This window comes from Brevibacillus sp. M2.1A (genome assembly GCF_013284355.2).
In the GTDB taxonomy this organism is placed as follows: Bacteria; Bacillota; Bacilli; order Brevibacillales; family Brevibacillaceae; genus Brevibacillus.
The window spans coordinates 4,862,758-4,888,147 of sequence record NZ_JABSUY020000001.1; the positions used below are offsets into that span (position 1 = coordinate 4,862,758).

At 47.9% G+C, this 25,390-nt stretch carries 23 protein-coding genes; 9 read left to right on the plus strand and 14 right to left on the minus strand.

Annotated elements, in window-relative coordinates; translation table 11 throughout:
- Nucleotides 1-43 precede the first annotated feature (43 nt).
- The 5 genes from codY to HP567_RS23280 form a co-directional block, all read right to left on the minus strand.
- Nucleotides 44-820 (minus strand): GTP-sensing pleiotropic transcriptional regulator CodY, encoded by a 777-nt coding sequence (codY, locus tag HP567_RS23260; RefSeq protein ID WP_016742124.1) that lies wholly within the window; start codon nucleotides 818-820, stop codon nucleotides 44-46.
- A gap of 215 nt (nucleotides 821-1,035) precedes the next feature.
- Entirely contained in the window at nucleotides 1,036-1,812 is a 777-nt protein-coding gene (locus HP567_RS23265) for a sporulation protein (protein WP_173612367.1), read from the minus strand.
- 56 nt (nucleotides 1,813-1,868) lie between these two features.
- A complete protein-coding gene (locus HP567_RS23270; protein ID WP_007720889.1) occupies nucleotides 1,869-2,414 on the minus strand; it encodes a hypothetical protein in 546 nt (181 codons plus the stop codon).
- Nucleotides 2,411-2,722 (minus strand): YtrH family sporulation protein, encoded by a 312-nt coding sequence (locus tag HP567_RS23275; RefSeq protein WP_007720892.1) that lies wholly within the window; start codon nucleotides 2,720-2,722, stop codon nucleotides 2,411-2,413. The genes HP567_RS23270 and HP567_RS23275 overlap by 4 nt, the downstream gene beginning before the upstream one ends.
- A gap of 132 nt (nucleotides 2,723-2,854) precedes the next feature.
- Complete coding sequence (locus HP567_RS23280) at nucleotides 2,855-3,082, minus strand: hypothetical protein (protein ID WP_173612368.1); 228 nt, start codon at nucleotides 3,080-3,082, stop codon at nucleotides 2,855-2,857.
- Nucleotides 3,083-3,407: 325 nt separating this feature from the next.
- Here HP567_RS23280 and HP567_RS23285 point away from each other — a divergent pair, with 325 nt between their 5' ends.
- The 3 genes from HP567_RS23285 to HP567_RS23295 are packed head-to-tail and all read left to right on the plus strand — an operon-like array spanning nucleotide 3,408 to nucleotide 4,957.
- On the plus strand, nucleotides 3,408-4,655 hold the full coding sequence (locus HP567_RS23285) for an MFS transporter (RefSeq protein WP_173612369.1): 1,248 nt from the start codon (nucleotides 3,408-3,410) through the stop codon (nucleotides 4,653-4,655).
- Nucleotides 4,652-4,804, plus strand: a complete 153-nt coding sequence (locus tag HP567_RS23290; RefSeq protein WP_173612370.1) for a hypothetical protein — start codon at nucleotides 4,652-4,654, stop codon at nucleotides 4,802-4,804. The genes HP567_RS23285 and HP567_RS23290 overlap by 4 nt, the downstream gene beginning before the upstream one ends.
- Nucleotides 4,805-4,819: 15 nt before the next feature.
- Nucleotides 4,820-4,957, plus strand: coding sequence for a hypothetical protein (locus tag HP567_RS23295; RefSeq protein ID WP_167402441.1), 138 nt, complete (start codon nucleotides 4,820-4,822; stop codon nucleotides 4,955-4,957).
- A gap of 71 nt (nucleotides 4,958-5,028) precedes the next feature.
- Here HP567_RS23295 and HP567_RS23300 read toward each other — a convergent pair whose 3' ends face one another.
- Complete coding sequence (locus tag HP567_RS23300; protein WP_173612371.1) at nucleotides 5,029-5,544, minus strand: hypothetical protein; 516 nt, start codon at nucleotides 5,542-5,544, stop codon at nucleotides 5,029-5,031.
- Between the two features lie 41 nt (nucleotides 5,545-5,585).
- Complete coding sequence (locus HP567_RS23305) at nucleotides 5,586-6,665, minus strand: M42 family metallopeptidase (RefSeq protein WP_173612372.1); 1,080 nt, start codon at nucleotides 6,663-6,665, stop codon at nucleotides 5,586-5,588.
- 153 nt (nucleotides 6,666-6,818) lie between these two features.
- Here HP567_RS23305 and HP567_RS23310 point away from each other — a divergent pair, with 153 nt between their 5' ends.
- Entirely contained in the window at nucleotides 6,819-7,658 is an 840-nt protein-coding gene (locus tag HP567_RS23310; RefSeq protein ID WP_173612373.1) for a GNAT family N-acetyltransferase, read from the plus strand.
- A 78-nt stretch (nucleotides 7,659-7,736) separates the two neighbouring features.
- Nucleotides 7,737-9,038 (plus strand): NAD(P)/FAD-dependent oxidoreductase, encoded by a 1,302-nt coding sequence (locus HP567_RS23315; RefSeq protein WP_173612374.1) that lies wholly within the window; start codon nucleotides 7,737-7,739, stop codon nucleotides 9,036-9,038.
- Nucleotides 9,039-9,276: 238 nt separating this feature from the next.
- Here the strand turns inward: HP567_RS23315 and HP567_RS23320 are convergent, their stop codons facing one another.
- The 7 genes from HP567_RS23320 to HP567_RS23350 all read right to left on the minus strand — a co-directional run bounded on the left by HP567_RS23320 (nucleotide 9,277) and on the right by HP567_RS23350 (nucleotide 17,805).
- Nucleotides 9,277-9,486 carry a hypothetical protein gene (locus HP567_RS23320; RefSeq protein ID WP_173612375.1) on the minus strand — a complete coding sequence of 70 codons (210 nt, stop codon included), beginning with the start codon at nucleotides 9,484-9,486 and terminating at the stop codon, nucleotides 9,277-9,279.
- A complete protein-coding gene (locus HP567_RS23325) occupies nucleotides 9,483-11,936 on the minus strand; it encodes a septation ring formation regulator EzrA (protein WP_173612376.1) in 2,454 nt (817 codons plus the stop codon). Before HP567_RS23325 ends, HP567_RS23320 begins: the two co-directional genes overlap by 4 nt.
- A 47-nt stretch (nucleotides 11,937-11,983) precedes the next feature.
- Nucleotides 11,984-12,586, minus strand: coding sequence for a forespore capture DNA-binding protein RefZ (refZ, locus tag HP567_RS23330; protein WP_173612377.1), 603 nt, complete (start codon nucleotides 12,584-12,586; stop codon nucleotides 11,984-11,986).
- 256 nt (nucleotides 12,587-12,842) lie between these two features.
- Nucleotides 12,843-13,751: a hypothetical protein gene (locus HP567_RS23335; protein ID WP_173612378.1), complete on the minus strand. Its 909-nt coding sequence runs from the start codon at nucleotides 13,749-13,751 to the stop codon at nucleotides 12,843-12,845.
- A gap of 128 nt (nucleotides 13,752-13,879) precedes the next feature.
- The gene (locus HP567_RS23340; RefSeq protein ID WP_173612379.1) at nucleotides 13,880-14,878 is read right to left on the minus strand and encodes an MBL fold metallo-hydrolase; all 999 of its coding nucleotides are present in this window, start codon (nucleotides 14,876-14,878) and stop codon (nucleotides 13,880-13,882) included.
- 66 nt (nucleotides 14,879-14,944) lie between these two features.
- Entirely contained in the window at nucleotides 14,945-17,185 is a 2,241-nt protein-coding gene (locus tag HP567_RS23345) for a sensor domain-containing diguanylate cyclase (protein ID WP_173612393.1), read from the minus strand.
- A gap of 38 nt (nucleotides 17,186-17,223) precedes the next feature.
- Entirely contained in the window at nucleotides 17,224-17,805 is a 582-nt protein-coding gene (locus tag HP567_RS23350) for a histidine phosphatase family protein (RefSeq protein WP_173612380.1), read from the minus strand.
- Between the two features lie 230 nt (nucleotides 17,806-18,035).
- On the opposite strand from HP567_RS23350, the gene HP567_RS23355 reads away from it, so the two are divergent.
- The 4 genes from HP567_RS23355 to HP567_RS23370 all read left to right on the plus strand — a co-directional run bounded on the left by HP567_RS23355 (nucleotide 18,036) and on the right by HP567_RS23370 (nucleotide 25,382).
- Nucleotides 18,036-20,321 carry a YcdB/YcdC domain-containing protein gene (locus tag HP567_RS23355; protein ID WP_173612381.1) on the plus strand — a complete coding sequence of 762 codons (2,286 nt, stop codon included), beginning with the start codon at nucleotides 18,036-18,038 and terminating at the stop codon, nucleotides 20,319-20,321.
- 292 nt (nucleotides 20,322-20,613) lie between these two features.
- Entirely contained in the window at nucleotides 20,614-21,213 is a 600-nt protein-coding gene (rpsD, locus tag HP567_RS23360; protein ID WP_016742106.1) for a 30S ribosomal protein S4, read from the plus strand.
- A gap of 324 nt (nucleotides 21,214-21,537) precedes the next feature.
- On the plus strand, nucleotides 21,538-24,678 hold the full coding sequence (locus HP567_RS23365) for a penicillin-binding protein 1A (protein ID WP_173612382.1): 3,141 nt from the start codon (nucleotides 21,538-21,540) through the stop codon (nucleotides 24,676-24,678).
- Nucleotides 24,679-24,749: 71 nt separating this feature from the next.
- Nucleotides 24,750-25,382, plus strand: coding sequence for an N-acetyltransferase (locus HP567_RS23370; protein ID WP_173612383.1), 633 nt, complete (start codon nucleotides 24,750-24,752; stop codon nucleotides 25,380-25,382).
- Nucleotides 25,383-25,390 lie beyond the last annotated feature (8 nt).

Here is a 25,390-nt window from a genome sequence, read left to right on the forward strand (position 1 = left end):
AGCCCTCCCCGTACAGGGAGAGCTTCTGTGTTGTTCGTGCAAATTATGAGGTTTTCCATTTCGCCAATTCAGAAGGGAATTTGTCATTCAACACTTTGATATAGGTACCCTTCATTCCTAACGAACGGGATTCCAGTACACCCGCGCTTGCCAACTTGCGAAGAGCGTTCACGATGACAGATCGTGTCAGACCTGCTTGATCTGCAAGCTGACTAGCTACCAGCAAACCTTCGCGTGCATCCAATTGCTCCATAATTTTTTCAATCGCGATCTGTTCGCTGTAGGACAACGAAGAGAGTGCGATTTTGGCAAATGTTTTGTCACGGACTTCATTTTCAATCTGTTCTGTGCGCTGACGAACGATTTTCATACCGATTACGGTAGCACCGATCTCGCCCAAAATCAGATCTTCTGTTTCAAACTGACCGTAAGCACGCAGCAGGACGAGTGTGCCAAGACGGCTTCCCCCTGCATTGATAGGAACAATCGTCGTCATCATTTGCGGGAAGATCGAATTCAACTCTTTTGGAACCAGGCTGTACGGGCTGGTAACCGGCTCGTTGGCCAAGGTTTGTGACACTTCCAGCAGCTTCTGATGTACACCTTCCTGCAGTTGCGTGGATGAACGACCCTCTTCTTGCAGGGAGATCTCCTGATTCATTCCACTTCCCAGGATCGAACCATCTGCGGTAATGATGTAAACATTTGCAGAAATCACTTCAGATAAAAGCCTTGCGAGATCTTGGAAACCTACTCCGCTGCCACCCATTGTTTTTTGAAGCATCACATTAATTTTTCTCGTTTTTTCTAACAAATTCATAATAATATCCTCCTCTGGATTCTTCATGCTCACAGTATTGTCAGAAAAATCCAGCCCTATACATGCAAATCGAAAAAGTAGAAAGAGAATTGTGTACAGGAATGGAGGTAGAAGCCTCGACTATCGTAGGCGTTGGCGATGGTAAAACCTCCAAAAAGAAAAAAGGCTGGCAGAGTGGTTATTTTCACTCCGTCAGGCCTTTTTTGAATCACACTCTAGCGAAGCTGCTGCTTAATGAGCGCTTCAATCGCTTCGGCAATGACATGCGTATGTTTGTTCACGTCTGCATTCGTTAAGCGGAAACGAATATAGCGTTCATCGAGATTAAACGCTTCTTCAAATGCTCCCATAAAGCCGCGCGCACGTTTGTCCAGTTCCAATAAAACTTCCAATTCGCCATCACGAAGGAAGAAAACTACTTCGAGCTCCTCCAATTGGCTGCGATATGGCCCTGTTGGACGGAATTCAAATTCCTGTACAAACGGATGGTTGCGACCAAGGTGGCGATTGTATTCGCAGTCTACCTTATACAGCTGGAATCCGATCTGTTGAACAGCATCCAACACTTTGGTCATTAACGGATGTGGGCGAACCTCGATGAAATCGGAATCCCCTGGGTCAATCGCATTTTTAATATCGAGACCTGTCCGCAAGTAAACGGGTTGACGCCCCATTGTCAATGGCGTCTCATAAGGCAATTGAAAAGCGAATGGCAGAACGGTTTCTTCTTTCGGTTTCAATTGTACCCGCTCAGACAAACGATATTTGACAAGTGTGCATTCTTCCTTCGTCTTGTTATCGTTGATTTCTCTTTCATAGTGTGTAACGACATACATGTAGATTTCGTCGATTTCCTGGGCCACATCTCCTCCCTTGATATGGACTTCACCTCTGACCATATCGCCGGGAATGAGTGAATCCTGCTCAAGACGTGCATCTACTTGGGCAGAGCCAATACCTACACTAGCCAACAATTTTTTGAACATGGACATGCGTTCGCCTCTCCTTTATACCGACCCAGACCTACATGATCCGGCTATCAGATATTCTATATAGAAATATACGGCGGAAGAAATAGAAAGTTTCGCGCAATCTTTTGCCATACATCATCGGGTATAACGTCCGCTGTCACGAACACATGCAGCGTTCTACTAATCACAACCGTTTTGATTCGTACCTCCACGGTCGTTCGATCTGACAAAATATATTCGCGGCGTCGCAGCATCTCATGCAAGACCTGATGGACCTCTGCAACCTGTTCAACCTTCTTCCCTTTTAACGAAGCGAGATCCTTTTCCACGCGATCGACTACTTGAACCACAATGGTGGCATGAAGCGGCTGCTTCTGATCGGCAGTGAGAACAGAGGCGCGTACGTCTTCGATAACGGTCTCTTGCTTTTTGCGATAAACCCGCTGATTTTGCTTCAGCTCCAGATTTTCCTCGTACAGTTTTTTGTTTTGCAGTTCCAAGCTTTTTTTGATCAGCATCATCTGCTCCATCTCGCGTCCGTATGTAAATAAAATCACGGTTCCGCCCAACACGCACCCCATGAGCAAAAGAGCGAGGTAACGTTTCCAAAGAATTACCTTCATGAGCGCACCTGTACCAGCCAATGCACGCAAATCGTTCCGATATGGGCACCCAAGAATGCAACGACGATCATAACAAGCTGTTTAAAGACCGGAGTCAAATTTCCCATCAGTATTTTTTCGATCTGCAAAAACGAATCAAATGTTCCGCCCAATGCCCCAACCAATCCCCATATTTTGAGCTGGTCAGCCAATTGGGCCATCGATAACAGAGGAGGCTTTTCCGTGAGAAATGCGCCCACCCCACCTGAAAGAGCGCCGCCGACCACAATGCCATAAGCCACAAAAAACGTCAAAATGACTTGTGCCATGATGTGCTTCATCCTTTCTTCGAACAAGCAGCATATGCTTATCCCTACGCTCGTCGTCCCGGTTTTATAACAGGACTTGACAGCGTTCCAAATAAAAAGCGGCATGCTATATTGGGCAGCATGCCGGATCAATCAGCGTTGGTTCCTTCTCCATTTCTTCAATTTCTTTTCAATGCTAGGCGAGTTCATGATCATGAGATCCGTAAACAGGTTAACCATTTTCGGATTGCGCAGCATCTGGTTAAAAACCTCTGGATTTTGCTTGAACCATTGCTCATTGGCACGAATCCATTTCTTGAAAGCGTCGTTTGTTTTGTAATAGTGATTCAATTGCCGAACCGGTCGACGATATCCACTCATCTTAATCTATCCCTTCGTCAAAAAATATAACGAGGAGAAAAACGATCACGATGATCCAGATGATTACTTCGAAACCTTCCTCGTTGAAGAAACCAAATCCTCTCACGTCAGATCCCCCCTTCATCCTGCCGCGCTCCTCGCACCATTCCATACGCCCATGGTACCTTTCCCTATAGGTATATGTCGTTCCACGCTTGTTGGATTGGACGCTTGCCTGCCTTCATATTAATTTTGTGTGCTGGCCTACTTTGTTGTGAAAAACGACGCATAGGGACAATCCTTTTCCACTCATACTAGAGAGGACTGAAGCAAAGAGGAGACGAACATGATAGCCTCTACTGGATCTCTGTTACGCAACAAGTCTTACTTGTTGTTACTGCTAGTCGTCTTTTTCATGCACATGGCCTCTTACCTGGTCATTCCCGTCTTCCCAGTCTTTTTGCAAAAGGTACGGGTTCTTTCACTCTCCCAAGTCGGCATCATTTTGGCAGCGGGAAGCATCACATACCAAATCGGAAGCTTGGCAGGCGGCTTGATGTCAGATCGCTGGGGCAAACGCTCTATCCTAGCCTTAGGGGCATTCCTTCAAGGATGTGCCATGGCAGGCTATCACTTCAGCCATTCCTATGGTTTCTTCTTGTTATTTTCCGCTGTCAACGGCTTGGGTCTTGGCCTGCTCGCTCCTACCATTAAAGCCATGATCGCAGATGAAGTGGATGAGAGCCAAAGAACTGCTGCCTTCTCGTGGAGAGGGATACTCGCTCACAGCGGGATTATTGTCGCAGGCTTGATCATTACATGGATGACTGCGGGTGGGAAACAGCCGTTTCTCGTGGCTGCCTCTGTATACGGAGCACTTGCTTTCTTTTCTCGCTTCATCCTTCCCGATGATCGCTGTGTCGGAACAGATTGCAAGCAAACGCCAATCAAGGAGTATCGTCACATCTTGACCCATCGCAGCTTTCTGCTTTTTTCCCTGATCTCGCTCTTGATCTGGTCGCTTTACGCTCAATTCGCCATGATCCTGCCGCTGCGGGGAGAACATGTCCTGCATTCGGCTACGATGATTGGTCTCATTTGGACGATCAACTCGCTCAGTGTCGTCGTCTTGCAAGGGTTGATTTCACGTTTTGTACTACAGCGCATCAATCCGTACTTGTCCGTCACAATGGGAACGATCTTGTTAGGTGCAGGGCTAACACTCATGGGATGGGCAAACCACTTCCTCACACTGTGCGGGGCTGCGATTCTTTTCATTTTGGGCGAGATGCTGTTTATGCCGATGCTGGACAGTCTCGTCACCCATTTCGCAAAAGAAGAATGGCTGGGGGCGTACTTTGGCTTTTCCAATTTCGTCTCTGGTCTTGGGACAGCTCTTGGGACGGGTTTGGGTGGAGCAATGGTTGAAAAGCTAGGGGGAGTCGGCAGCATCAATCCGTGGATTGGCTATGGAGTGATTACACTGTTTTTGGCGGCTATTCTTGGTCTGTTTGCCCTATACGCCATTCCTCGCCACAAAAATGCTGTACTTGACTCCCCCTCAAAAACTCCCAGAAAGGAAGGGGCCACATGAACGTAGAGGAAAACGCACAGCATCAACTCGAAAAGCAGATGGAAGTGCTTCGGCGAGTGCCGCTCACCTCCCTGTTCATCCAACTGGAGGACCATGTATCCTCCCGTATTCGCCAAAAAACAAATTCGCCTTGGCAGCCATGGCTCTAAGAAAGGGGTAGTTACATGACCAAGCAAAACAAGGATTCCTCTGTACAGCAAAATCGACCAGACGAACGCAATCGTCAGCCCAAAAACGTTCAAAACGATGCGCCGGGCTATGGAGACAAAAAACTGGAGGGGCCAAATCGTCCTTCCACCTAACCCTTAGGTAATCAATGAAAAAAGTCATTTTGCGCCTTCATGCAAGGGCAAAATGACTTTTTTCGTTTCCTTTACGCAATCGGTACGAGCTTGTACGGCAAAGAAAATTCTTCTAATCTGTCCAAAAATGCTTGGCGGGACTTTTCATCGGGCGTAATGAGTTGGAGATAGCGTGTGAAATAAAACACGATGCGATCTTCTTTGCCCTCCTTCAAGCGATAGTGTGACAGTTGTGCGATGTCCGTCAGGTTGTAGAAGTATTCATAGTGCTCCTGTGTAAAAGGCGCATGAAAGATCCGGCTGACAACTACACCATTGCTCTGATTTTCCCTCATGTTCTCTTTTGTTGCCCCAAGAAAACGAAGCAGTTCACCGGCACGCTTCGCCCCGACCTTTTCCACCAGTAGGCTGTCGTTGTATTCCACTTCCAGATCGGTCAATTTGTTGGAAACGGCTGCAAGCATTGCCATCAACACCTTGCGCACTGCCAGATTCTCCGTAGCAAATTGATTATCAAACACATTAAACTCAAAGGACGTAGCTTCGCCCTGACGCCGTGTATACAATATGATCGCGTTCAAAAGCATTCCTCCGCTTTCTACTCACTCAACAATATTCTTCCTACCGTTTATCTGGGCAAAATAGATTCCCAGGTCGCACGATCCAGCTTGCGAATGACACTGAACAAGAGACGCTTGGCTGCCTCGTAATCCTCGCGATCAATGATCGAAGCATGGCTGTGAATGTAACGGGACGGAATTCCAATAACGGCAGACGGTACTCCCTTGCCATGGTACTGAACGACACCTGCATCCGTCCCGCCTTTTGCTACATAAATCTGGTATGGAATGTTCTCTTCTTCGCACGTGGAGATAAGAAGCTCACGCAATCCTACCGGCATGACGTACATCGGATCGTAGATGCGCATCAACAGTCCACCGCCGAGCTTGCCGCCATCATCTTTTACCCCTGGTATGTCTGTGGCTGGACTCGCATCCAATGCCAGGAACAAATCCGGATCAATGGACGCAGCGGCAGTTTTCGCACCGCGCTGCCCAGCCAATTCTTCCTGTACAGTAGCCCCGACGTAGACGACATTCGGATGATTTGGGTTTTCATGCAGCTCTTTTGCGAGCTCCACTGCCAAACTGCAACCATAGCGATTATCCCATGCTTTAGCCATGATACGGCGCGGATTGGCCATGACCTGCAACGGGCAAACCGGTACGATTTGCTGGCCAGCCCGTATTCCTGCCTGTTCGGCTTCCTCTCGTGAATCCACGCCGATATCAATGTACATGTTGCGTACATCCATCGGACGATTACGCTGATCGTCGCTCAAGACATGCGGCGGGATCGAGCTGATTACGCCTTCGACTGGTCCATTGTCCGTAATAATATGTACACGTTGCGCGAGCAGGACCTGCCCCCACCAGCCTCCCAGCGTCTGAAATGAAATAAATCCTTTATCTGAAATTCGGGTCACCATGAAGCCGACTTCATCCATGTGACCCGCTACCATAATTTTGGGACCGTTCTCGTCACCACGCATAACGCCAAAAATACTGCCCAGATTGTCGTACATGAGTTCACTCGTATAGCTGCTTATGTATTCTCGCATAATCTCGCGTACCGGACCTTCGAAGCCAGGCGCTCCTGGTGCCTGCGTCAAACGGTTCCACAGTTCAGCTTGAAATTTATTTTCCATCGCCAAAAATCCTCCTCGACCCTAGTTTCATGCCAGTTAACCTTCTCTATTATCCGCGAGAGAGAATTCAGACGCAACCACCTCCAAGCAGGAATGCAAGATCTTGTCCCGAATGAAGAAAAAACACGAATCGTTTTGAGGGGGAAAAAGCAGATGGCAATCACATTGCGAAAGTTGACCGAATTCAGTGAAATTGAGCAATTAGAAGGAATGGAAGGAAAAATATGGGACCCTTCTAGTGCTATTCCTCACCATATGACACTCACGATGCAAAAGTTTGGCGGTCTGTTTTTAGGGGCATTCGATGGCGAGGAAATGATCGGCTTCTTGTACAGCTTCCCGGGCTTTACCAACGGAGAACCCCATCTTTGTTCGCACATGCTCGGCTTTTTGCCAGAGTATCGCAAGCAAGGGCTAGGTGTACAAATGAAATGGCTGCAAAAGGAAGAAGCGGCAGCAGCAGGCTATTCCAAAATTACATGGACGTACGACCCGCTTGAGACGGTAAACGGTGTTCTGAACATCGCCAAGCTCGGCGGAATTGTTCGAACCTATTTGCCAAACTGCTACGGAGAGCTCGATGACGACTTTAATCGCGGACTGCCGACAGACCGTTTCCTCGTGGAATGGATGATCGGAAGCGATCGTGTGGAATCCCGTCAGGCAGGAAAGAACCTTACTCCCTCTTTAGAACAGGCGCCAGACCTGTTGCGTCTGGAAATCAAGAATGGTATTCCATATCCTGTCGAAATCGACTTGTCACGCGAAGAGCCTATCGTGCTGCTGCCTGTCCCTGCCTTCTTCCAGGATGTTAAACGAGCTGATATGACCGTCGCTTCCATGTGGCGAGAGATGACCCGCGAATTGTTTACGGTCTATTTTGCCAAAGGTTATGTCGTTACGAATATCATCCGAGATGAATCCATCGTTCGTTACGTCTTAGAAAAGCAGCCGTTGACTGATATTTTAGGTGTCTCATCCTCTCTATCCTAGCTAGAATTGCGCGCCGGGTGCGCAGGTTGTGGTAAAATGGTGGTTGCCCAACCCTACACAACAAAGGACGAGAATGAAATGAATCGATCACAATACAAGTATGACGTTATCATCATCGGCGGCGGCCCCTCTGGGTTGATGTCTGCTATTGCTGCTTCTGGCCAAGGAGCAAGAGTTTGTCTCGTGGAAAAAGGCTCAAAGCTCGGACGCAAGCTCATCATATCTGGCGGCGGTCGTTGCAATGTAACCAATGCGAAGGAACAAGATGAATTGATCAAACAAATGCCGGGAAATGGCCGCTTCATGTACAGTGCTCTCACCCAATTCGGCAACCGAGAGATTATCCAGTTTTTTGAGGAGTTGGGGGTCTCGTTAAAAGAAGAGGATCGCGGTCGCATGTTTCCGGTCACAGATAAAGCCGTGACAGTCGCCCAAGCGTTGATTGATTTGTTGAAGCAAAGAGGTGCCAGTATTCATTTAAATGCCCCTGTAAAAGAAGTGCTCTATTCGGAAGGCAGAGTCGGTGGCATCATGCTCCAGTCTGGTGAAAAAATTACCGCACCTTGTGTGATTATTGCCGTTGGGGGTTGTTCTGTACCACAGACGGGATCTACAGGCGATGGCTATGCTTGGGCGAAAACAGCCGGGCATACAATCACAGAACTGTATCCTACTGAAGTACCGCTTACAGCCAATGACTCTTTTATTCGCGATAAATCGATCCAGGGTCTGTCGCTGCGTGACATCACGATGACGTTGTACGCGCCCAATGGGAAAAAGATAAATACACAGGAAGGCGACATGATCTTCACTCATTTCGGAATATCAGGCCCCGCCTCTCTGCGCATGGGACATTATGTCTCTGTGTCGCAACGAAAATACGGAGTGGTTCCTCTATCTCTGACGATCGATCTCATGCCTGACAAAACAGCCGAGGAAATCATGTCGGAAAGCTGGCAACTGATCGAGGAACAGCCAAAAAAGGCAGTAAAAAATGCAATCAAAGGCTTCCTGCCCGAACGGATTATCCCACTCTTGCTTGCCATGGCAGGAATTTCGGATGAAACGACCTACAGCCATATGAAGAAACAGGAGTGGAGCAAGTTCACGAGCTTGATCAAAGCTTTTCCACTTACCATTACGGGGACGCTCTCTCTCGAGGAAGCGTTCATTACAGGTGGCGGTGTGAGTGTAAAAGAGATCGATCCACGTACGATGAGATCCAAACTCATGGATGGGTTATATTTTGCTGGAGAGGTCATGGACGTCCACGCCCATACCGGCGGCTACAACATCACCATCGCCTTTTCGTCTGGCCATTCTGCAGGTACGCATAGTGCGCAGGAAGCATTTGAATTTTTTTACGAGAATGACGTTTAGGTTATGAAGGATTGGGGAAACTATGAATCAGGTTCTCTTTTCATGAAAAGAGAAATCAGCACATTACTCCCCCCTAGTTGTAATGTGCTGGTTTAACAGACCTTACTCCCTTTATCTTCCTAGATGGGGCATCGCCTGCGTGAGCGATGCTTCTTTTTTTTGCCCACCAAAAAGCACCGGCTACAAAAGACGGCAAGTCCATCTTTTCATAGCAGGTGCTTTATCATTGATTATCGGTTTATCCAACAAGGCGGAACAAATACGCAAATCCAGCGAGCAAAAAGCCTAGACCCAACAGAAAGAACGTATTGGCACGCTGCTTGACGCGCCTTTCGTCTCCCTGAAAATAAGCGTTCATCCGCGATTGCCAACGTTTTGTCCGCGGCTGCACCATGACGAGTATGCCAACTGCCAGTAAGAAGAGAGGAAAGACCATCATCTGGCTCATCCCTTTTTCTTACGACGGAGAAGCCAACCGTTGTCATCTTCGGTTGGTGCGCCTTCGATTACCAGACGTGCCTCCTCCGCAAGCTGGTAGGCTTCTGCGAAAGCCAGTTGTCGAAATGATATCTCTGCCTTCGTCAACAAATCATTGACCTGGCGATTTTGGCGACGATAACGGTTTGTATACTGAATGGCACCCTCAGCCATCTGACAAGTTGTGATAATCCGTTCTGCCATCCGCTCTGTTTCGCCGACCAAATCACTCGCGTCCTGGATCAACATGGCCACCTCTTCCAGATCATAGCGGTACTGTTCCATGATCATTTGCACGCGGCCCAACGTTTGCACGACTTCTTCAAACATGTATTTCAATTGATCCGGAATGCCCGGCAAGTAGCTGCGCTTGATTTGCTGACGGAGTCGGACTAATGTGTTAGAAATTCGCTCCAGTTCATCCAGCGCATCGTCTTCCGTTTCGATGACCAAATACGCTTGCTCTTCTTCTTCCAGAATCATCTCTTCCTGTTCAGGCTGACTCTTCGGCATGACCAGTTCATACTCTTCTTCTTCGTACACAGGCTCCTCCGCTTTGGCTGCTGGAGCTGGCTTTTGTGCTTTTTTATTGAAAAGCTGAGGAATTGCTTGCAACAACACGGAACGTTCAGCTTCACTCAGCTCAGAGGCTTTTCCTCGAACCGCTTGCTCTTCCTCCACTTTCGTCTGCTGGAAAGGCGTCGGCTTTGCAGGATCTTCTTCGCTGTTAGAATGCGCGGTCTCGCTAGCCAGAGTCGGCTCAGGTGTACGAATCTCCGGCTCCACAGGCGCGGATGTCGCAGCTACTTGCTGTAGGGAATCATCCTGTTCCGCCTCTCCTACCTCTGCTCTCTTTTCTTCCTGCACAAATTCTTTTTCATCCTTACCTTGATTCACTTCTGCTTGTGGTTCCGATTCAACTTCTGCATACACCGTCGCTGCGGCTTCATCACGAGCAAGAACACCATCTTCTATCGCTTGATACGTCGCATCAATGAGCACTTCGAACGCTTTGACATGGGTCAACACCATTTCCAGGCTTCCCTCTTCCAAAGCGCTCTTCGCAGACATGACCAATTGCTTTGCCTGCAAAAGAGCATTGTCAAAGGAATCCTGCTTTAATTGAAAGCCGTCACGAACGGCCTGCTCAATTCCTTCCTCCAGATGCTTGAATTCTTCCGGCAATTCCTTTTTCACGCGTTGCACAAGCTTTGGAATGAGCTCCATCGCTTGTCCTACCTGCTCCAAGACTTGCTGAGCTTTTTGTGTGGTTTCGTAGGCGGCAATGTCATCCCCTGCCGCCCGCGCTGTTTTCACGAGTTTTCGCATCGTGTCTACTTCATCCAGCGATGCTTTCAATTCATGGAAAGACAATCCGTACTCCAAGCGCAAATCGGACAAGCGTCGTTCCATCTGTTCCACTTGTTTTCCGATCTCAGGAACAACAACCTTGTTTTCTTGCTTGGTAACGGCCACTTTGGAAGTGTCAGTTTTCAGCTCATCAAGCTCTTCTTCAATTTTTGAAATGGCCTCTCTCGCCTCATTCAGCATGCCAAGTGCCAATGTAAAACGGAAACGATCGCAAGCCTCTTCTGCATCGAGAATCATCATTTCCACATCTGGGATGCGAATGCGCAGCAGGTTTTCTTTTTTGTCAGCCAAGTGGTGGTAACGTACTTCTGTCATGCCGCTGGAACGGCGAAGCGGTTTTTCCACCTCAATGACATTGATCTTCTCAACGAGCTCTTCCTTCCAATCCTCTACATCGTCTACTTGGGCAAAAATAGCACGACGTCTGATCATTGCGTAAATCAAACCGATCGATAGCCCAGCAAATACCGCACCAACCAGATAGATCCACCAGGGAATCCCTCCGAGTGTGCTACTGCTTTCGCTCTCTCCCGCTTTACTAGCGTCGGTCGCATCCGGTTTTGCTGTTGCTTGCTTGCTTTCAATACGGCTAAGCTCCCTGTTTACTTCCGCGATTACAGTTTGTATACCGGTCAAATACTGCTTTTGTGTGCGGAATGCGTCATAAAAAGACGCGATCTTTTCATGCAGCATTGCCATCGTGGCACCTTTTTCCTGCAATGAAGGACCGGCATAAATCCCCAGCTGCTCGGTGTTCATGTCAAGTACGATCATCAGTGCATCATCGGCCAAATTGTAATTGTCAAACAGCTTTTGCGCGTAAATATCTGGAGATTCAGCTTCCGGTGCAGTGCTTTCCACTACCACGACTTTGTAGCTGCCGGGTATCCCGTTCAAAGAATTTGCAAAGGCCGTTCTGTCTTCTTTTTTCAAATAGTTGTCAGCGTCCTGAACAACTTCGTCTTTTTTATCTGGAAACGGCGTTGCATAAGCCGGATTCGTATATAACAACATGCCTGCCAAACAGAGCATGAATAGTTTTCGTTTCACTTGTCATACATCCCCTTACTAGAATCATTCATTGGGAGAGGCCACGCCTAAGCGGGCAGCAAAGAACCTCGCAGATAACACATAATCGAGGTTTGCAGCCATTGGACGAAATCCTCGGAAGATGGCTCCAGATCATAGACCTGGCGAACCATTTGTGGTTGCAAAAATGGATATATCATCTGGCTCGTCATAGCCAGTACTGTACGATCAATAGAGACGGGCAAAAACTCACCCGAGACGACACCGCCCTCGATCACACGCGAAAGCCCGTGCTTCCATCGGCTCATATACAGTGTCATCACTTCACGTGCAAGCATGGATTCTACGCTCAGCTCACGGTGAATCAAACGTGTGATAGGCGCATGCTCACATTGAAATTGCAAATACAGCTGCACAACTTGTTCCAATCGTTGATAGGCAGGGATGTTTTCCTGCTCGTTTTCCAGTTCTTCCAAAAGGCGAAACAACGTCTCAAAGTAGGAAGCAATCAGCGTCTCCAGGACTCCTTGCTTCCCTTCAAAGTGATAGGAAATCAGCGCGGAATTTACTTGAGCAACAGAGGCAATTTGTCTTACGGAGGTTCCTTTGTAGCCATGAACATCAAAAAGCTTCGCTGCTGCGGATAAAATACGCATTTTCGTCTGATCCATCAGGCATCTTTCCCATTGTACAGATTATTCGACGAAAAAAGATAGTCTTGTTGTAAGTTCGACAATGTTTTCCATGATTCCTTCTCACAATGCTGATTCCACCGAAAAAAACCGCTACCGCATAGATTTTCTTCCACATAAGAAGTACGTAAAAAGTATCGAGTACGTTACCTTATCTTTTTAATTTTCCCTGACAGAAAAAAGACGCTCCTGTCTGTTTTGCAAGAGGAACGTCTCACTTGATTACTCTTACTTCCTATTTGCTTTTTTCCGTTGGAGCTATGATGGGGGCTACCGTTCCATATTGCTGCAAATATGTTTCTACTTGCGTATGCTCTTTTACACGCTGATCGTTCAAATCGTACGAAGATCGGATTGACATCGTCATGTTCGTGGGGAGCATCGTTTTTTTGTTGTAGTGAATCGTGTACTCTGCCTCCACCTCCATCTGGTTCACGAGCTCGTTTACGTCCACCTTCTTCTTGGACTGAATCGTGGGTCCGGAATGATGGGCAGGCGTTCCTCTCCAATTGCCTTCCGAGAGTGACATCGCTATCTTCAGCTTCGGTATGTAGGGTTTTTCTCGCCCTGCTATCGATTGGACTTTTGCTCCCGACTTTGTTTGTTCTTGCATTTGGGTAACAAGCCAGCTCTTTAGTTTGGCAGAATCCAATACCACTCCGATCGCCTCAAAATCGTCTTTTGGATTGTCATCAGGCAACATCCGGACGTTTCGTTTCATATCGTCTATTTGCTGAAACGAAGCAATGGGGTTCCAGTTGTTCATTTCTTGATGCAGGGCCGGACTATCTCCTGCAACATGGTTCCAGCCTTCGTTTTGTCCATCCTTGGTGTACAGCTTGTCCCCTTGGCTGAGCAAGGATAGGTTGTCCACTCTGTTTTCCTCTGGTACGGAGAGCTTCACGTTCATGTAAACAGCCTCTCCGTCTTTTCTTCCCGAAAAGTTAACCATGTTCGCATTGGCACTGTTCGCCGTCAACAGCTTGGTTTGGCCGTAGAACGCATACGATTTTTGTGCATCGAACTTGTCACGCACCTGCTCAAACGTTGTATTCGCATCCTGCTTCACTCTCATTTGGTTACAGCCACCCACAGCAACTGTACACGCTAGAGCCATCACGCAAATGGGCCAATACTTCTGCATCGATGCTACCCTCCCTCGGTTACCCTTAGGTCAGCCTCATGTGAGGTCCCAGGGTAATAGTCCCTTTTAGCGTTTCCGGGGAGGAATAGGCTTATTCTACTTGCAAGCCTCTCTTGCGCGATTAGGTTTTACAGGTGGTAATACAAGACTCGATCCTGCTCTCTCACTTCAATCTGATGGAGAATCATCAACAAATCGATGTGCCCCAATGTCTCGGATAGCGTTAATGGCAATTCTTTTTGGTACAAGCCCGGAAATAAGAGAGCATTCAGTTCAAAAGCTGTCTTTTCTCCATCTGCAAGAAGCCTGCGGAGCATGTCTGTTCTCTCCCAGTTCTTTTGCAGACGAGTGAGTATGAGCTCTCGATGATTGTAAACCGGTTCACCGTGTCCACTCAGGACTTGTTCGATCTCCATGTCCGCACACATTTGCAGCGCTGTGCGGTATTGGATCAAAGTCAGTGGTCTTGTACTCGTACGATTCCGGGGTGGTTCAATAAACGCATTGGATGAAATGCGCTTAATGATATGGTCTCCACCAATCATGACTTGATCCTTTGCCCGATACAACGACAGATGGCTTTGGCTGTGTCCCGGCGTATACAGTACTTGCCAGTCCTCCAGGTACGGCACCTTTTGCTCATGCTTCAGATGAAAGTCAATCTGGCTTGGCGCAGAAAACGTCTTCATCAGCTTGTGGAATTTCGAGATAATGACCATCATTTTTTCTGGCACACCGCTCTGGATGTACAGCTCTTCGAAAAACTGATCATGAAAAGTCATAAACTGCTCATCCTGCTGTACATAAGGTGTTGCCTGCGGATGGGCAAATGTCTTCGCTCCCGATCGCTCCCGTACTTTTTCTAACTGCCCGCAATGATCCACATGATGATGCGTCAGTATGACTTGATCGATCTCTTGCACGCTTACCCCAACCGATTCTAAGCCTTCTGTTAAGGCCACCCACGCAGCGTCGGTCAATGGGCCCACATCAACTAAGGTCAAGCGCTCCCCTTTTAGCAAGTAAACGTTTACTGCCCCCACATCAAAAGGAGTAGGTATTTCCAGACAATAAATATCAGGTGCTACTTGCATCGCGATCCTTTGCTTGCCATCATTTGTTGTCATTTTTTATCTACCTCTCAAGTTTTTTGCCTTTTTTTCCGAAAAGAGAAAAGAGCCATTGTTTTGGCTCTAGGCGAGAACAACTTGATTTCTACCTGAATTTTTGGCTTCATACAAAGCTATATCTGCTTGATGGAACAGCGCTTCTACACTCAGGTTTACATCCATCTCCCTGCTCCATTTCGCTAGTCCGCAGGAGATCGTGACCTGTGGAGACGTCTCCTGCTCGACGCATTCCCGTATGCGCTCTGCCACGGAATGCGCGGTGTTTTTGTCCACACGCGGCAAATAAACAGCGAGTTCCTCTCCGCCCCATCTTGCCGCGATATCACTGTCTCGAATGCTATGTCGAATCAGATTGGAGACCTGAATCAGTACCTCGTCCCCTACCTGATGACCAAACGTATCATTCACGTTCTTAAAATAATCAATATCGATCAAGATCAACGAGCCATTGTTGTCTTTTTGTAATGATCCTCTTACTCGTTCATTCAAATGTCTTCTCGTGTACAGACCTGTCAAATTATCCGTAATGACCATTCGTTCCATTTCATTATGCAGGACCGCGTTGGTCATTGCCAAGCTCGCGTGCTGGCCAAAGATTTCGAGGAGTTTGTAGTCGTCAAAACTAAAAAAATGATAACGGGAATCTGCGACTAAAAGGACTCCACTAATCTCACCTTCAACAACGAGTGGAACCCCCATGAAGGAACAGCACGAAAAGAGCGAAAAAGGAAGCGGTCCTGCCCCTGGCTGAGCAAGCAACAATGCCTGCTTGTTTTGCAAGATTTGCTGAAATGGCTTTTCATTAGAATTGATAGCCTGGCCATTGAATGCTGGTATGGAGGAAGAGAGCACATCGAAGCAATCTTCTCCTGGCGTTTTTCGCAAAATAGCACAAAACTCCGCATCAAAAGTAGCCCGCATCATGGTTGTAACAAAATCGAGAATTTCCTTTAAATCAAGACTTCTGTTCAACTGGCGTGCCATCTCATTAATCAAACGCAATTCTCGAATTAAATTGCGCGATTGCTGATAGAGCTGTGCGTTTTCAAACGCAGTGCCAGCAGTATCCGCCAAGATCGAGATGTAATCCTTTTCATGCTGATTCAAGGTGATTCGCTGATCGGATGTCACTTGCAAAACTCCGTAGATGCCTTGCTTGCCCAAGAGCGGCGCTGCGATCACCGTCACCTGTTGCTCCCCTTCTCCCACTTCTTCGGCAATGAGACGTCCTTCCAAATAGGCCTTGGTACTGGTCGACGGCTCTACTTCTTGAAAAGATAGCTGTTTGACCGGGGTGGTTGCATTGGGTTCAACCGTCAGGAAAAGCTCTGCTGACAAGTACGGATAAAGGCTGGGAATGCTCGTCACGATTTCATGCAAAACATCATTCACATCAATCGATGCCTGAATCTTAGACATCAACTGATACAACAAGTCTTTTTTGCTCGCTTCACGACGCAGGTCGTCCGACATGATCGAACGCCAAAGCGCAACGCTTGCCTTCGCGCCTACTTCCTGCAAAAAAGCTACATCCCGTTCATCGTACACGCAATCTGTTTCTTCGGGTGGCAGATGCAAAAACAATGCGTAGAGCGGCGTTTGGTTCAAGGAGACAGGCACGACGACAAGCCTGTGGTCATCCAAAATGGATGGCATGATTGGCGCCGTACCGAATCTCGAAACCAGTTGGGCAATGTGGGTTTGTCCACCTTCGGCCACTTGCGTTGTTACGCTCTCCTGTGGAATCAATGTGGCATTGTCAGCGAGCTTAACGGCCGAACAATAGCCTTTTTGGATAATGTCACTAATCTGACCCGTCAAGCTTTGCAGCAGCTCTTTGGCCGTATCATGCAGCGTCAAATCCATGACAATCTGGCTGGTCACGTGTTGAATATAAGCATCATATCCCATGCGAATCAACGGCTCTAGCCCGCGCATGTAGGATGACAAATCGAAGTGGATCTGATCTGTGGGCGCTATTATGCCAATGACAGCTCGAACCCTTCCATCTTCTTCACACAAAGGAAAGGCTCCACACACATTATTTGTTTCACTTCTCGTTTTGACTACGATCTCTTTGGAAGAAAGTGCCTCTACAACAAAATCAAAGACTTTACCAATCGATACATCGTGTTGCAGGGTAAGCCCTTGAGAATTCCGAGATGGACCAACCTGCATTTCCATGAAGTTGATTACGCGGCCCCCGGAATCTGTCAAGAAAAGGATGCCTGGGCGCTTTTCCGGCCAAGATTGTAAGATAAAATGGGCCGTGTAGGAAAAGACCGTCTCTAACTTCCCCAACATTTTACTTGACACGAGAAACTCCCTCTCTCAGCATTTTCTCAAGCTTTCAAATGGTCTGTATCATTAACGGATAGAACTTCCCACCTGCGATCTACATACCGAAATATCGTAATACCGGTATTATCGATACGTGTAATCCCCGTTCCTTGTTCTCCTACCGTCACATAATGCAAGAAGCTATTAATGAGACCGCCATGCGAGACAACGACAATCGCCTCACCTGGATGGCTTCCTGCTATTTCTGTCATGGCAGCTACCGCTCGACGCTGCATGTCTTCGAATGTCTCGATTCCACAGGAGGCCTCATCCTGATTCTCAAATCGCTCACGTATTTCTTCATAGGTGAGCCCCTCCCACTCCCCATAGCAGCGCTCTCTCAAGGTTGGCCGCGTTGAAACAGAGGATTGGAAGTTATCAGCAATCTTGGCAGCCGTATCGCGCGCACGACTAAGATCACTCGAATAAAAAGCGTGAATCGTCTCGCCTTGGAACCTGTCTGCTACTTGCTCGGCCTGGCGTACCCCGAGCTCGTTCAATGCGATGTCACTGTGGCCTTGTATACGGCGAACCTGATTCCACTCCGTCTCTCCATGACGAATGAGATACATGATGGTTTCCAAAACGATTTATCTCCTTACCGTTCTGTATTCTTATGGATAGTATTTCTTATTATATAAGATGCATGTTCACAATTCTAGATTGATAAAAAAACATTTGGTACAAAATTCCTATATTTCATTCCTTTCTGCAAATACCGGGAGCTTTTTTTTATGGATTTGAACTGAAACGAACTTTTACTTCCCCTCGTCAGAGGTGATAAGAAGAATATGACATCGTTGGAGGGGTTCCTATGAAACCGTGGATCATTCGGTCTAGCTCATTTGTTCTATCTGCCAGTCTGTTGCTGCCTGTCGCACAAGCGCATGCACAATCACCTCATGTGAGTACCAATAATATGGCGACTACTGTGTCACAAGCAGACTCCGTGGCACAAGCCAAAGCAAAGCTCTCCAAGGAAGCTGCCTTGGCACTCGCTACAAAAATAGTGCCTACCGCCGGGATGACAGTGCAAGATGTATCATTTCGTTCAGCGGATAGCTGGCGCCCATTTCCTGAATGGTCGTTTAGTTGGGTGAAGAAAAATCCGGAAAACGGCAAAGTCCTTCTATCATATAGCGTCAGTATCCACGCCAATACAGGCGAGCTGACTTCCTATTCGCGTCATGAGCAGGGAGCATCTTCGCTTCCCTATGCAAAGCGAATTTCCTATACAGAGGCGCAAGAGCAGGCGAAGCGTTTTTTGGAGAAAAACAATGCAGGAAAAGCAGCGGAAACAAGACTATATACTCGCGACATGCCAGAGCCAAAAACTCCGCTGAACGCAGAAGTCTTCTATAATTTCCGTTTTGTTCGTGACGTGGATGGCATTCTCTTTCCCGACAACGGCGCAGAAATCACCGTAGATGCTTCCGGTACTGTGACCAACTATTCTCTGTCCTGGAACGACGTGACTTTCGAGGATACGGATACGAAAATCTCAGAGGACGAAGCCGAGAAACTGTTTAAAGAACAAGCGAATCCAAAACCAGTTTACCTGCTGCCGTGGGAGCGAATGGAGACGCAAAACAACAAGCCATCCCTAGGTTATATGAATCCCTTCACCTTTTATATTGATGCGGAGACTGGTAAAGCAATGACACAATCGTTGACCTCGTATCAAGCACCGAAAGATCCTGAGCCTGTAAGCAGCAAAGTCCTTCCTGCACGCCGCAGCGGACAACCGCTCTCCCAAGAGGAAGCTGTACAATGGGCATTGAAAACATTGAATTTGTCCAACTACGAGCTTCGTTCTGCCAATTACAATGAAAAAGACTTCCGTGGCAATCGCCCTGTCTGGGATCTCGAATTCGGCGAAAAAGGCAATAGCGAAGACGGATTTGCGTATGTCTCCGTGGATGCTGTAACCGGCGACATCTACCGATTGAACAAGGACTTCCGCGGCCATAAAGAAAAAACAACCGCTACTAAAAAACCAGATATGGAAAAATTCAAAGCAAAAGCGATGGAAGCGATTCGCGAACTGGCTCCAACCATGGCCCACCAGCTTTACTGGACAGAACGTATTGAGGAAGAAAATCAACCCGTTGTTGATTCCGAGCGGACGCAGATCCGATTTGAGCGTTTTATCAATGGAATTGCTGCAGCTAGCGGCTCTGCCCATTTCACGTTTGACATAGAAACAGGCGATCTGCTGAATTACAGCGCTGATTTGGGCAACGAAACATACCCGACACAAGTTCCCAAGCACCTGCCTGCTGCCGAAGCGAGCGAGAAGTGGTGGACCGAGACAAAAGCAGAGGAAGTATACGCCCTCGTCCCTCTTACTCCTGAGGATGCCAAACGCGCAAAAGAGCAGCCTTCCTACACACCGAAGCGAACCGCCAAGATCGTTTATCGGGCGACCATTACGCCATTTGAGCAGCCGTATTACCTTGACGCTGTAACAGGCGAGTGGAGCTCCACCTCTACTGGCAAAACGATTGCACTGCATCGTCCGGCTCCTGCCGATTTGGAAGGACATCCAGCAGAGAAGGAACTTTTGCTGATGTATGAATACGACGCACTCACACTTGAAAACGGCAATATTATGCCGCAAAAACCGATCACACGTGGCGAAATGATTGAGATGCTCATGATCAGTCTCAACCAAGGCAGAAACTATCCACAGTACTCTCTGGAACGCAAGGCCACCTATAGCGATGTGGCAAATGGCTCCCGCTTCTTCTCAGCCGTGGAAGGTGCTGTTGATCGCGGACTTCTCGATAAAAATGCTTCCAAGCTGAACCCAAATGAGACGATTACACGTGAAGAGCTCGCGGATATGATTGTTCGTGCACTCGGTTACAAAAAACTGACGGACTTCCCTGGCATGTTTCAGTCCGGGCTCTCAGACATTGCCAATTCGAAGTACCGCGGTTCGATCATTATCGCGACTACACTCGGTATTGTGCCGACCGATAAGCAGAAGTTCCAGCCGCAGAGCCTCGTCCCTCGTGCCGATGCAGCCATTACCTTTACCCGTTTCCTCGAAAAACGGGATAATCCAGACGGTCCGGTTACTTTGTTGCGAAAATAAAACCCAAAAAGCGCCATCCATCCCACTTCTTGCGGCGGATGGCGCGCTTCTTTTCCCTTGACTTTACTATGACGCGCCTAGTATTATTGAATGTATGTGTACAGGGTAGCATTGATTGTAGGTAAAAACGGAAGGATGTACCCTCTTAGTTCCCTCCCTTTACAGACTGCGGCTGATCATCTGTGAGGAGCACGATGCGGAAACGCTACCGTCCGAAGTTCGTGTAGATAAAGTAGGAACTAACCTGCCGGAAGTAAACACCTGCGAATCCATATTAAAGGAGAATGAAAACATGTCACGTTACACAGGACCTCGTCACAAACTGGCTCGTCGTCTGGGTATTTCCCTCGATGGTACAGGAAAAGACATCAAACGCAACTTCCCTCCAGGTCAACACGGTCACAACAACCGTCGTAAACTGAGCGAGTACGGAATCCAGTTGCAAGAAAAGCAAAAACTGCGCCACATGTTTGGCCTTAACGAAAAACAATTCCGCCGCACTTTCGACAATGCTAGCAAAATGGCTGGCGTAGTGGGCGAAAACTTCATGAAATTGCTGGAATCCCGCCTGGACAACCTGGTATACCGCATGGGCTTTGCTCCAACTCGCCCAGCTGCTCGTCAGTTGGTAAACCATGGTCACTTCCTGGTAAACGGCAAAAAAGTAAACATCCCATCCTACCGCGTACAACCGGGTGATGTAATCTCCATTCGTGAAAAGTCCCGTGGTCTGCAACTGATCAAGGACGCTCTGGAAAGCCGCACTTTCCTGCCGAACTACGTTACATTCAACGATGCTGCTGCTGAAGGTACCTTCACTCGTCTGCCAGACCGTGAAGAAATGCCAGCTGAAATCAACGAAGTTCTGATCGTTGAGTTCTACAGCCGTTAATCGTCTGAGGATAAAAAGAAAAAGAGTAGTGCCGCTTGTCGGCCTGCTCTTTTTTATGTATTTGCTTTACGCCACGCTTTCTCCAGCTCCAACACCTCTCGGATGAATTCATCTTTCTGATTGCTGTGTTCAATTGTCTCCTCCTATGAAATCTATTTTCTCATGCCACTCTATAAGCTTAATAATGTCTGTAAAACGCAATCAATCACATGCCGTTGACAACTTCCAACGTTTTTTGACACATTTTGCTATCTCCTGCGCATTTTCTATCCTCTAGGTTCCTCGTATGGTATAATCAGGGGGTATGCTAGGGGGTCGTAGATTATGTCGAATAACCACACATCTTCCTCTGAACCGACGAAGAAAAAGCGACGCAGAAGCCGCGGTAGAACGTTCTGGATCATCTTCCAAATCGTCTTCGTGCTAGGGCTTATGGGAGCTGCAGTCGCGGGAGGAATCGTGACAGGTTATGTTGCCGCACTCGTGAAGGACGAGCCTGTGCGCAGCAAGGAGGAACTGGAGAATAAAATCTTCACCAACTATCTGACTGGATTCGCCTACTACAACGACGGCTCTCTGATTGGCCAATTGCGGGCCGAAGAAGGCGATCGACGTTTAGTGAAGAAAGCAGACGTTTCTCCCTATTTGATTAATGCCATCATCGCAACTGAAGACAAAACCTACTACCACCACTCTGGAGTTTCGCTTCAATCTACCATGCGCGGAGCGATTCAGGAAATTACCAACCAGCCTGTCGTCACAGGTGGTAGTACGATTACACAGCAGCTTGTAAAAAATACAATCCTTTCTGCTGAAGTTAGCCACACCCGTAAGGCCCGTGAAATCTTTACCGCGATTCGAATCGAGCGCATGTTTTCCAAAGATCAGATTCTGGAAGCCTACATGAACGAAATTTACTTCGGAAAAAACGCCAACGGATCAAACGTATACGGCGTTCAGGCTGCCGCAAAAGGGATTTTTGGCAAAGATGTAAAAGAGCTGGGGCTTGCTGAGGGCTCATATCTTGCGGGCATGATTCAAAACCCAGGTGCCTACTCTCCGTTCCGTGCAGAAAGCTATCAGCGCGGGAAGGAACGCCAAGAAATGGTGTTGGATCGCATGCTGGAAAATGGCTACATCACACAAACCCAATACGATGGAGCTCTCGCCAGTGATTTGAAGGCACAGCTAGCAAAACCGACGCAGCAAGCTTATCGGGAAGTACCATTCTTGATGATGGAAATTGAAGATCGTGCCGCACGTCAACTTGTGGATGCAGACCTCTTGGAAAAAGGACGAGACAAATCAACCATCGGCCGCAACGAATACCGACAGCTCGTTGAAGAGAAACGTCGCGACATACTGCGAAAAGGGTACAAAATACATACCACAATCGACAAGAGCGTATATGACATCATGCAGGCTGTTGCAGCCGATCCGAAAAACTTCGGTAAGAATCGCACCTATACGATTCGCCGCTCTAACGGCAAAACAGAGAAAATCGAAAATGCTCTGGAAGAAGTCGGTGCAATGCTGATTCACAACAAAACAGGAGCCATCCTCGGAATGATCGGGGGACGTGACTTCAAGGTGGAACAGACAAACCACGCCACTGTACCTCGTCAGCCTGGTTCGGCCATGAAGCCACTTGCCGCTTATGCTCCTGCTTTTGAACTGGGATTGCTCCAGCCAGCATCCCCAATCGATGATGCTCCCGTGCTACTCGCTGACGGCCAGAACGGTTCTCATTTACCTAAGAACTGGAACAACAAATGGCAAGGGATGATGAGTGCCCGCGAAGCGCTGCGGATGTCCTGGAACATTCCGGCGATCAAGACGTATTTGAAAGTTGGCATTCCAACGGCTCTCGAATACGTAAAGAAAATGGGAATCACTACATTGGTAGAGGCTGACAACTATGCAGCAACTGGTGTAATTGGCGGTCTTACCTACGGAACAACTGTTGAGGAAATTACAAACGCCTATGGGACATTCGCAAATCACGGTTCTTTCGTGGATGCCTATCTGATTGACCGAATTGAAGATAGCACCGGAAAAGTCATTTACCGACATGAGACTAAACCAGTGCAAGTGTACAGCGAGCAAACAGCATACTTGATCACGGATATGATGCGTTCCGTTGTCAATAACGGTACAGGCACACACATCCGCAAATACGTGCCGCGCAAAGTCGATGTGGCAGGTAAAACCGGAACAACGAACAACAGCAACGACCTCTATTTCGTCGGTTACACGCCAGAGCTGTCCATGGGGGTATGGGTTGGCTTTGACGAGCCATATCCAATGCCAGACGCGGACAAATATGTTCCGATGGTCGTATGGGGTAAGGTCATGAAGGATGTCATTGCGAAGCATCCGAACCTTTCACCTCCTGATTCCACCTTTAAAAAGCCGGCAGGAATTGTCAGCGCGACTGTTGACTCGAAATCAGGTCTTTTGCCAAGTGAGCTTTCGAAAGAAGCTGGCCATTTGATCACTGATTTGTTCAACAGCAAATTCGTTCCGAGGAAGGTGGACGATACCCACCAAAAAGCACGCGTCATTACTTATAATGGCGAACGGTATTTGGCGAAGGAAGGGACACCTGAAGATTTTGTTACTGAAGGCGTCTTCTACCGCTCACCTGATCCGCTTCCTACCAAGGAGCAAATTCAAGCGAAAAACAGCAGAGTCGCCACCCAACCACCAGATTGGGAGCAGCGTCTGCCTGACAGGGAAGATCCTCGCACAGAGACAGGTGGCGCACCATCTTCGCCAAGCGGTGTAACAGCTACAGGCTCAGGCAAGCAAGTTACGCTTACGTGGCAGTCAGCCAAAGAAGCTGACTTGGTCGGTTATCGCATCTACCGTGCTGATGTTCAGAACGGCTTTGTCAAAGTAGCGACTGTGAAAGATCCATCGGAATTGACTTTTGCCGATACGACTGCAATCCATCGAGATTTAGGCTATTATGTCACTTCTGTGGATATCGCCGGCCATGAATCGCAGCCTTCCGCAATCGCTTCTGTCGGTTCATCACAGACATGGCAGTTGCCTGATCCAAATCAAGGTTCGGAAACAGGCATCCCGAATCCGATAAACAATAACGGGAATGGTCAAACAGATCCAGGCGGAACGGAGACGAACCCAGCAGATGGATCAGGAGGCACGAATACAAACACAGATTCCACTTCACTACCTGCTGCTCCAAAATCCTTGTCTATCAAAAATACACCTAACGGTTGGCAGCTAAAGTGGAAAGGAAGCAGCTCGTCTGAGCAGATGTACAACGTATATTTCAGCCCTGACTCAGCAAGCGGCTATTTGCTACTCGGCACTGTCTCTAGCACAAGCTTTACACACGCGGCAGAAGTACCGAATGGCAGCAACTATTACATTACCGCAGTCAACAGTTACGGAGAATCGCCACATTCTAACATCGTAACTGCCAACACCACAGAATAAACTGGAATGACAACTGACAGAGATGGTTAGACGCCATCTCTGTTTTTCTACAAACGTAAGGGGGGGAACTGATGGAGCACGTCAAACGCTATCATTCATTGAGCCTAATGGTGAACAACAAGGAGCTGCTCGTCGAAGGACCGATTACAGGAAGTTATCTAGCCTCATTACGCTTTGATGAAGGACTGAAAGCTTTTCGTATCCCTGAACAGCAACACGAAGCTCTCATCGAAATCGCTGATTTGCCTGAAGGGCGCATTATTATTGCACGCGAAGGAGACCTCGTCCTCGGTTACGTGACCTTTCTGCACCCCGATCCACTGGAGCGATGGTCACAAGCCCAACTGCCCGATTTACTGGAGTTGGGTGCGATTGAAATCAGTCATAAAGTGAGAGCAGGTGGCGTAGGCAAAAAGCTGCTGGAAGTCGCCTTCTTGGACGACGCCATGGAAGACTACGTCATTATTACAACGGAGTATTATTGGCATTGGGACCTGAAAGGAACAGGACTCGATGTATGGCAATACAGAAAGGTCATGGAAAAGGTCATGGGTAGCGCAGGCCTGAGCTGGATGGCGACAGACGACCCGGAAATATGCTCACATCCCGCCAACTGTCTGATGGCCAAAATCGGCAAGCGTGTACCGCCAGAAACAATCGTTGCCTTTGATGCTATGCGGTTTCAAAATCGTTTTCTTTACTAGTTTGGATG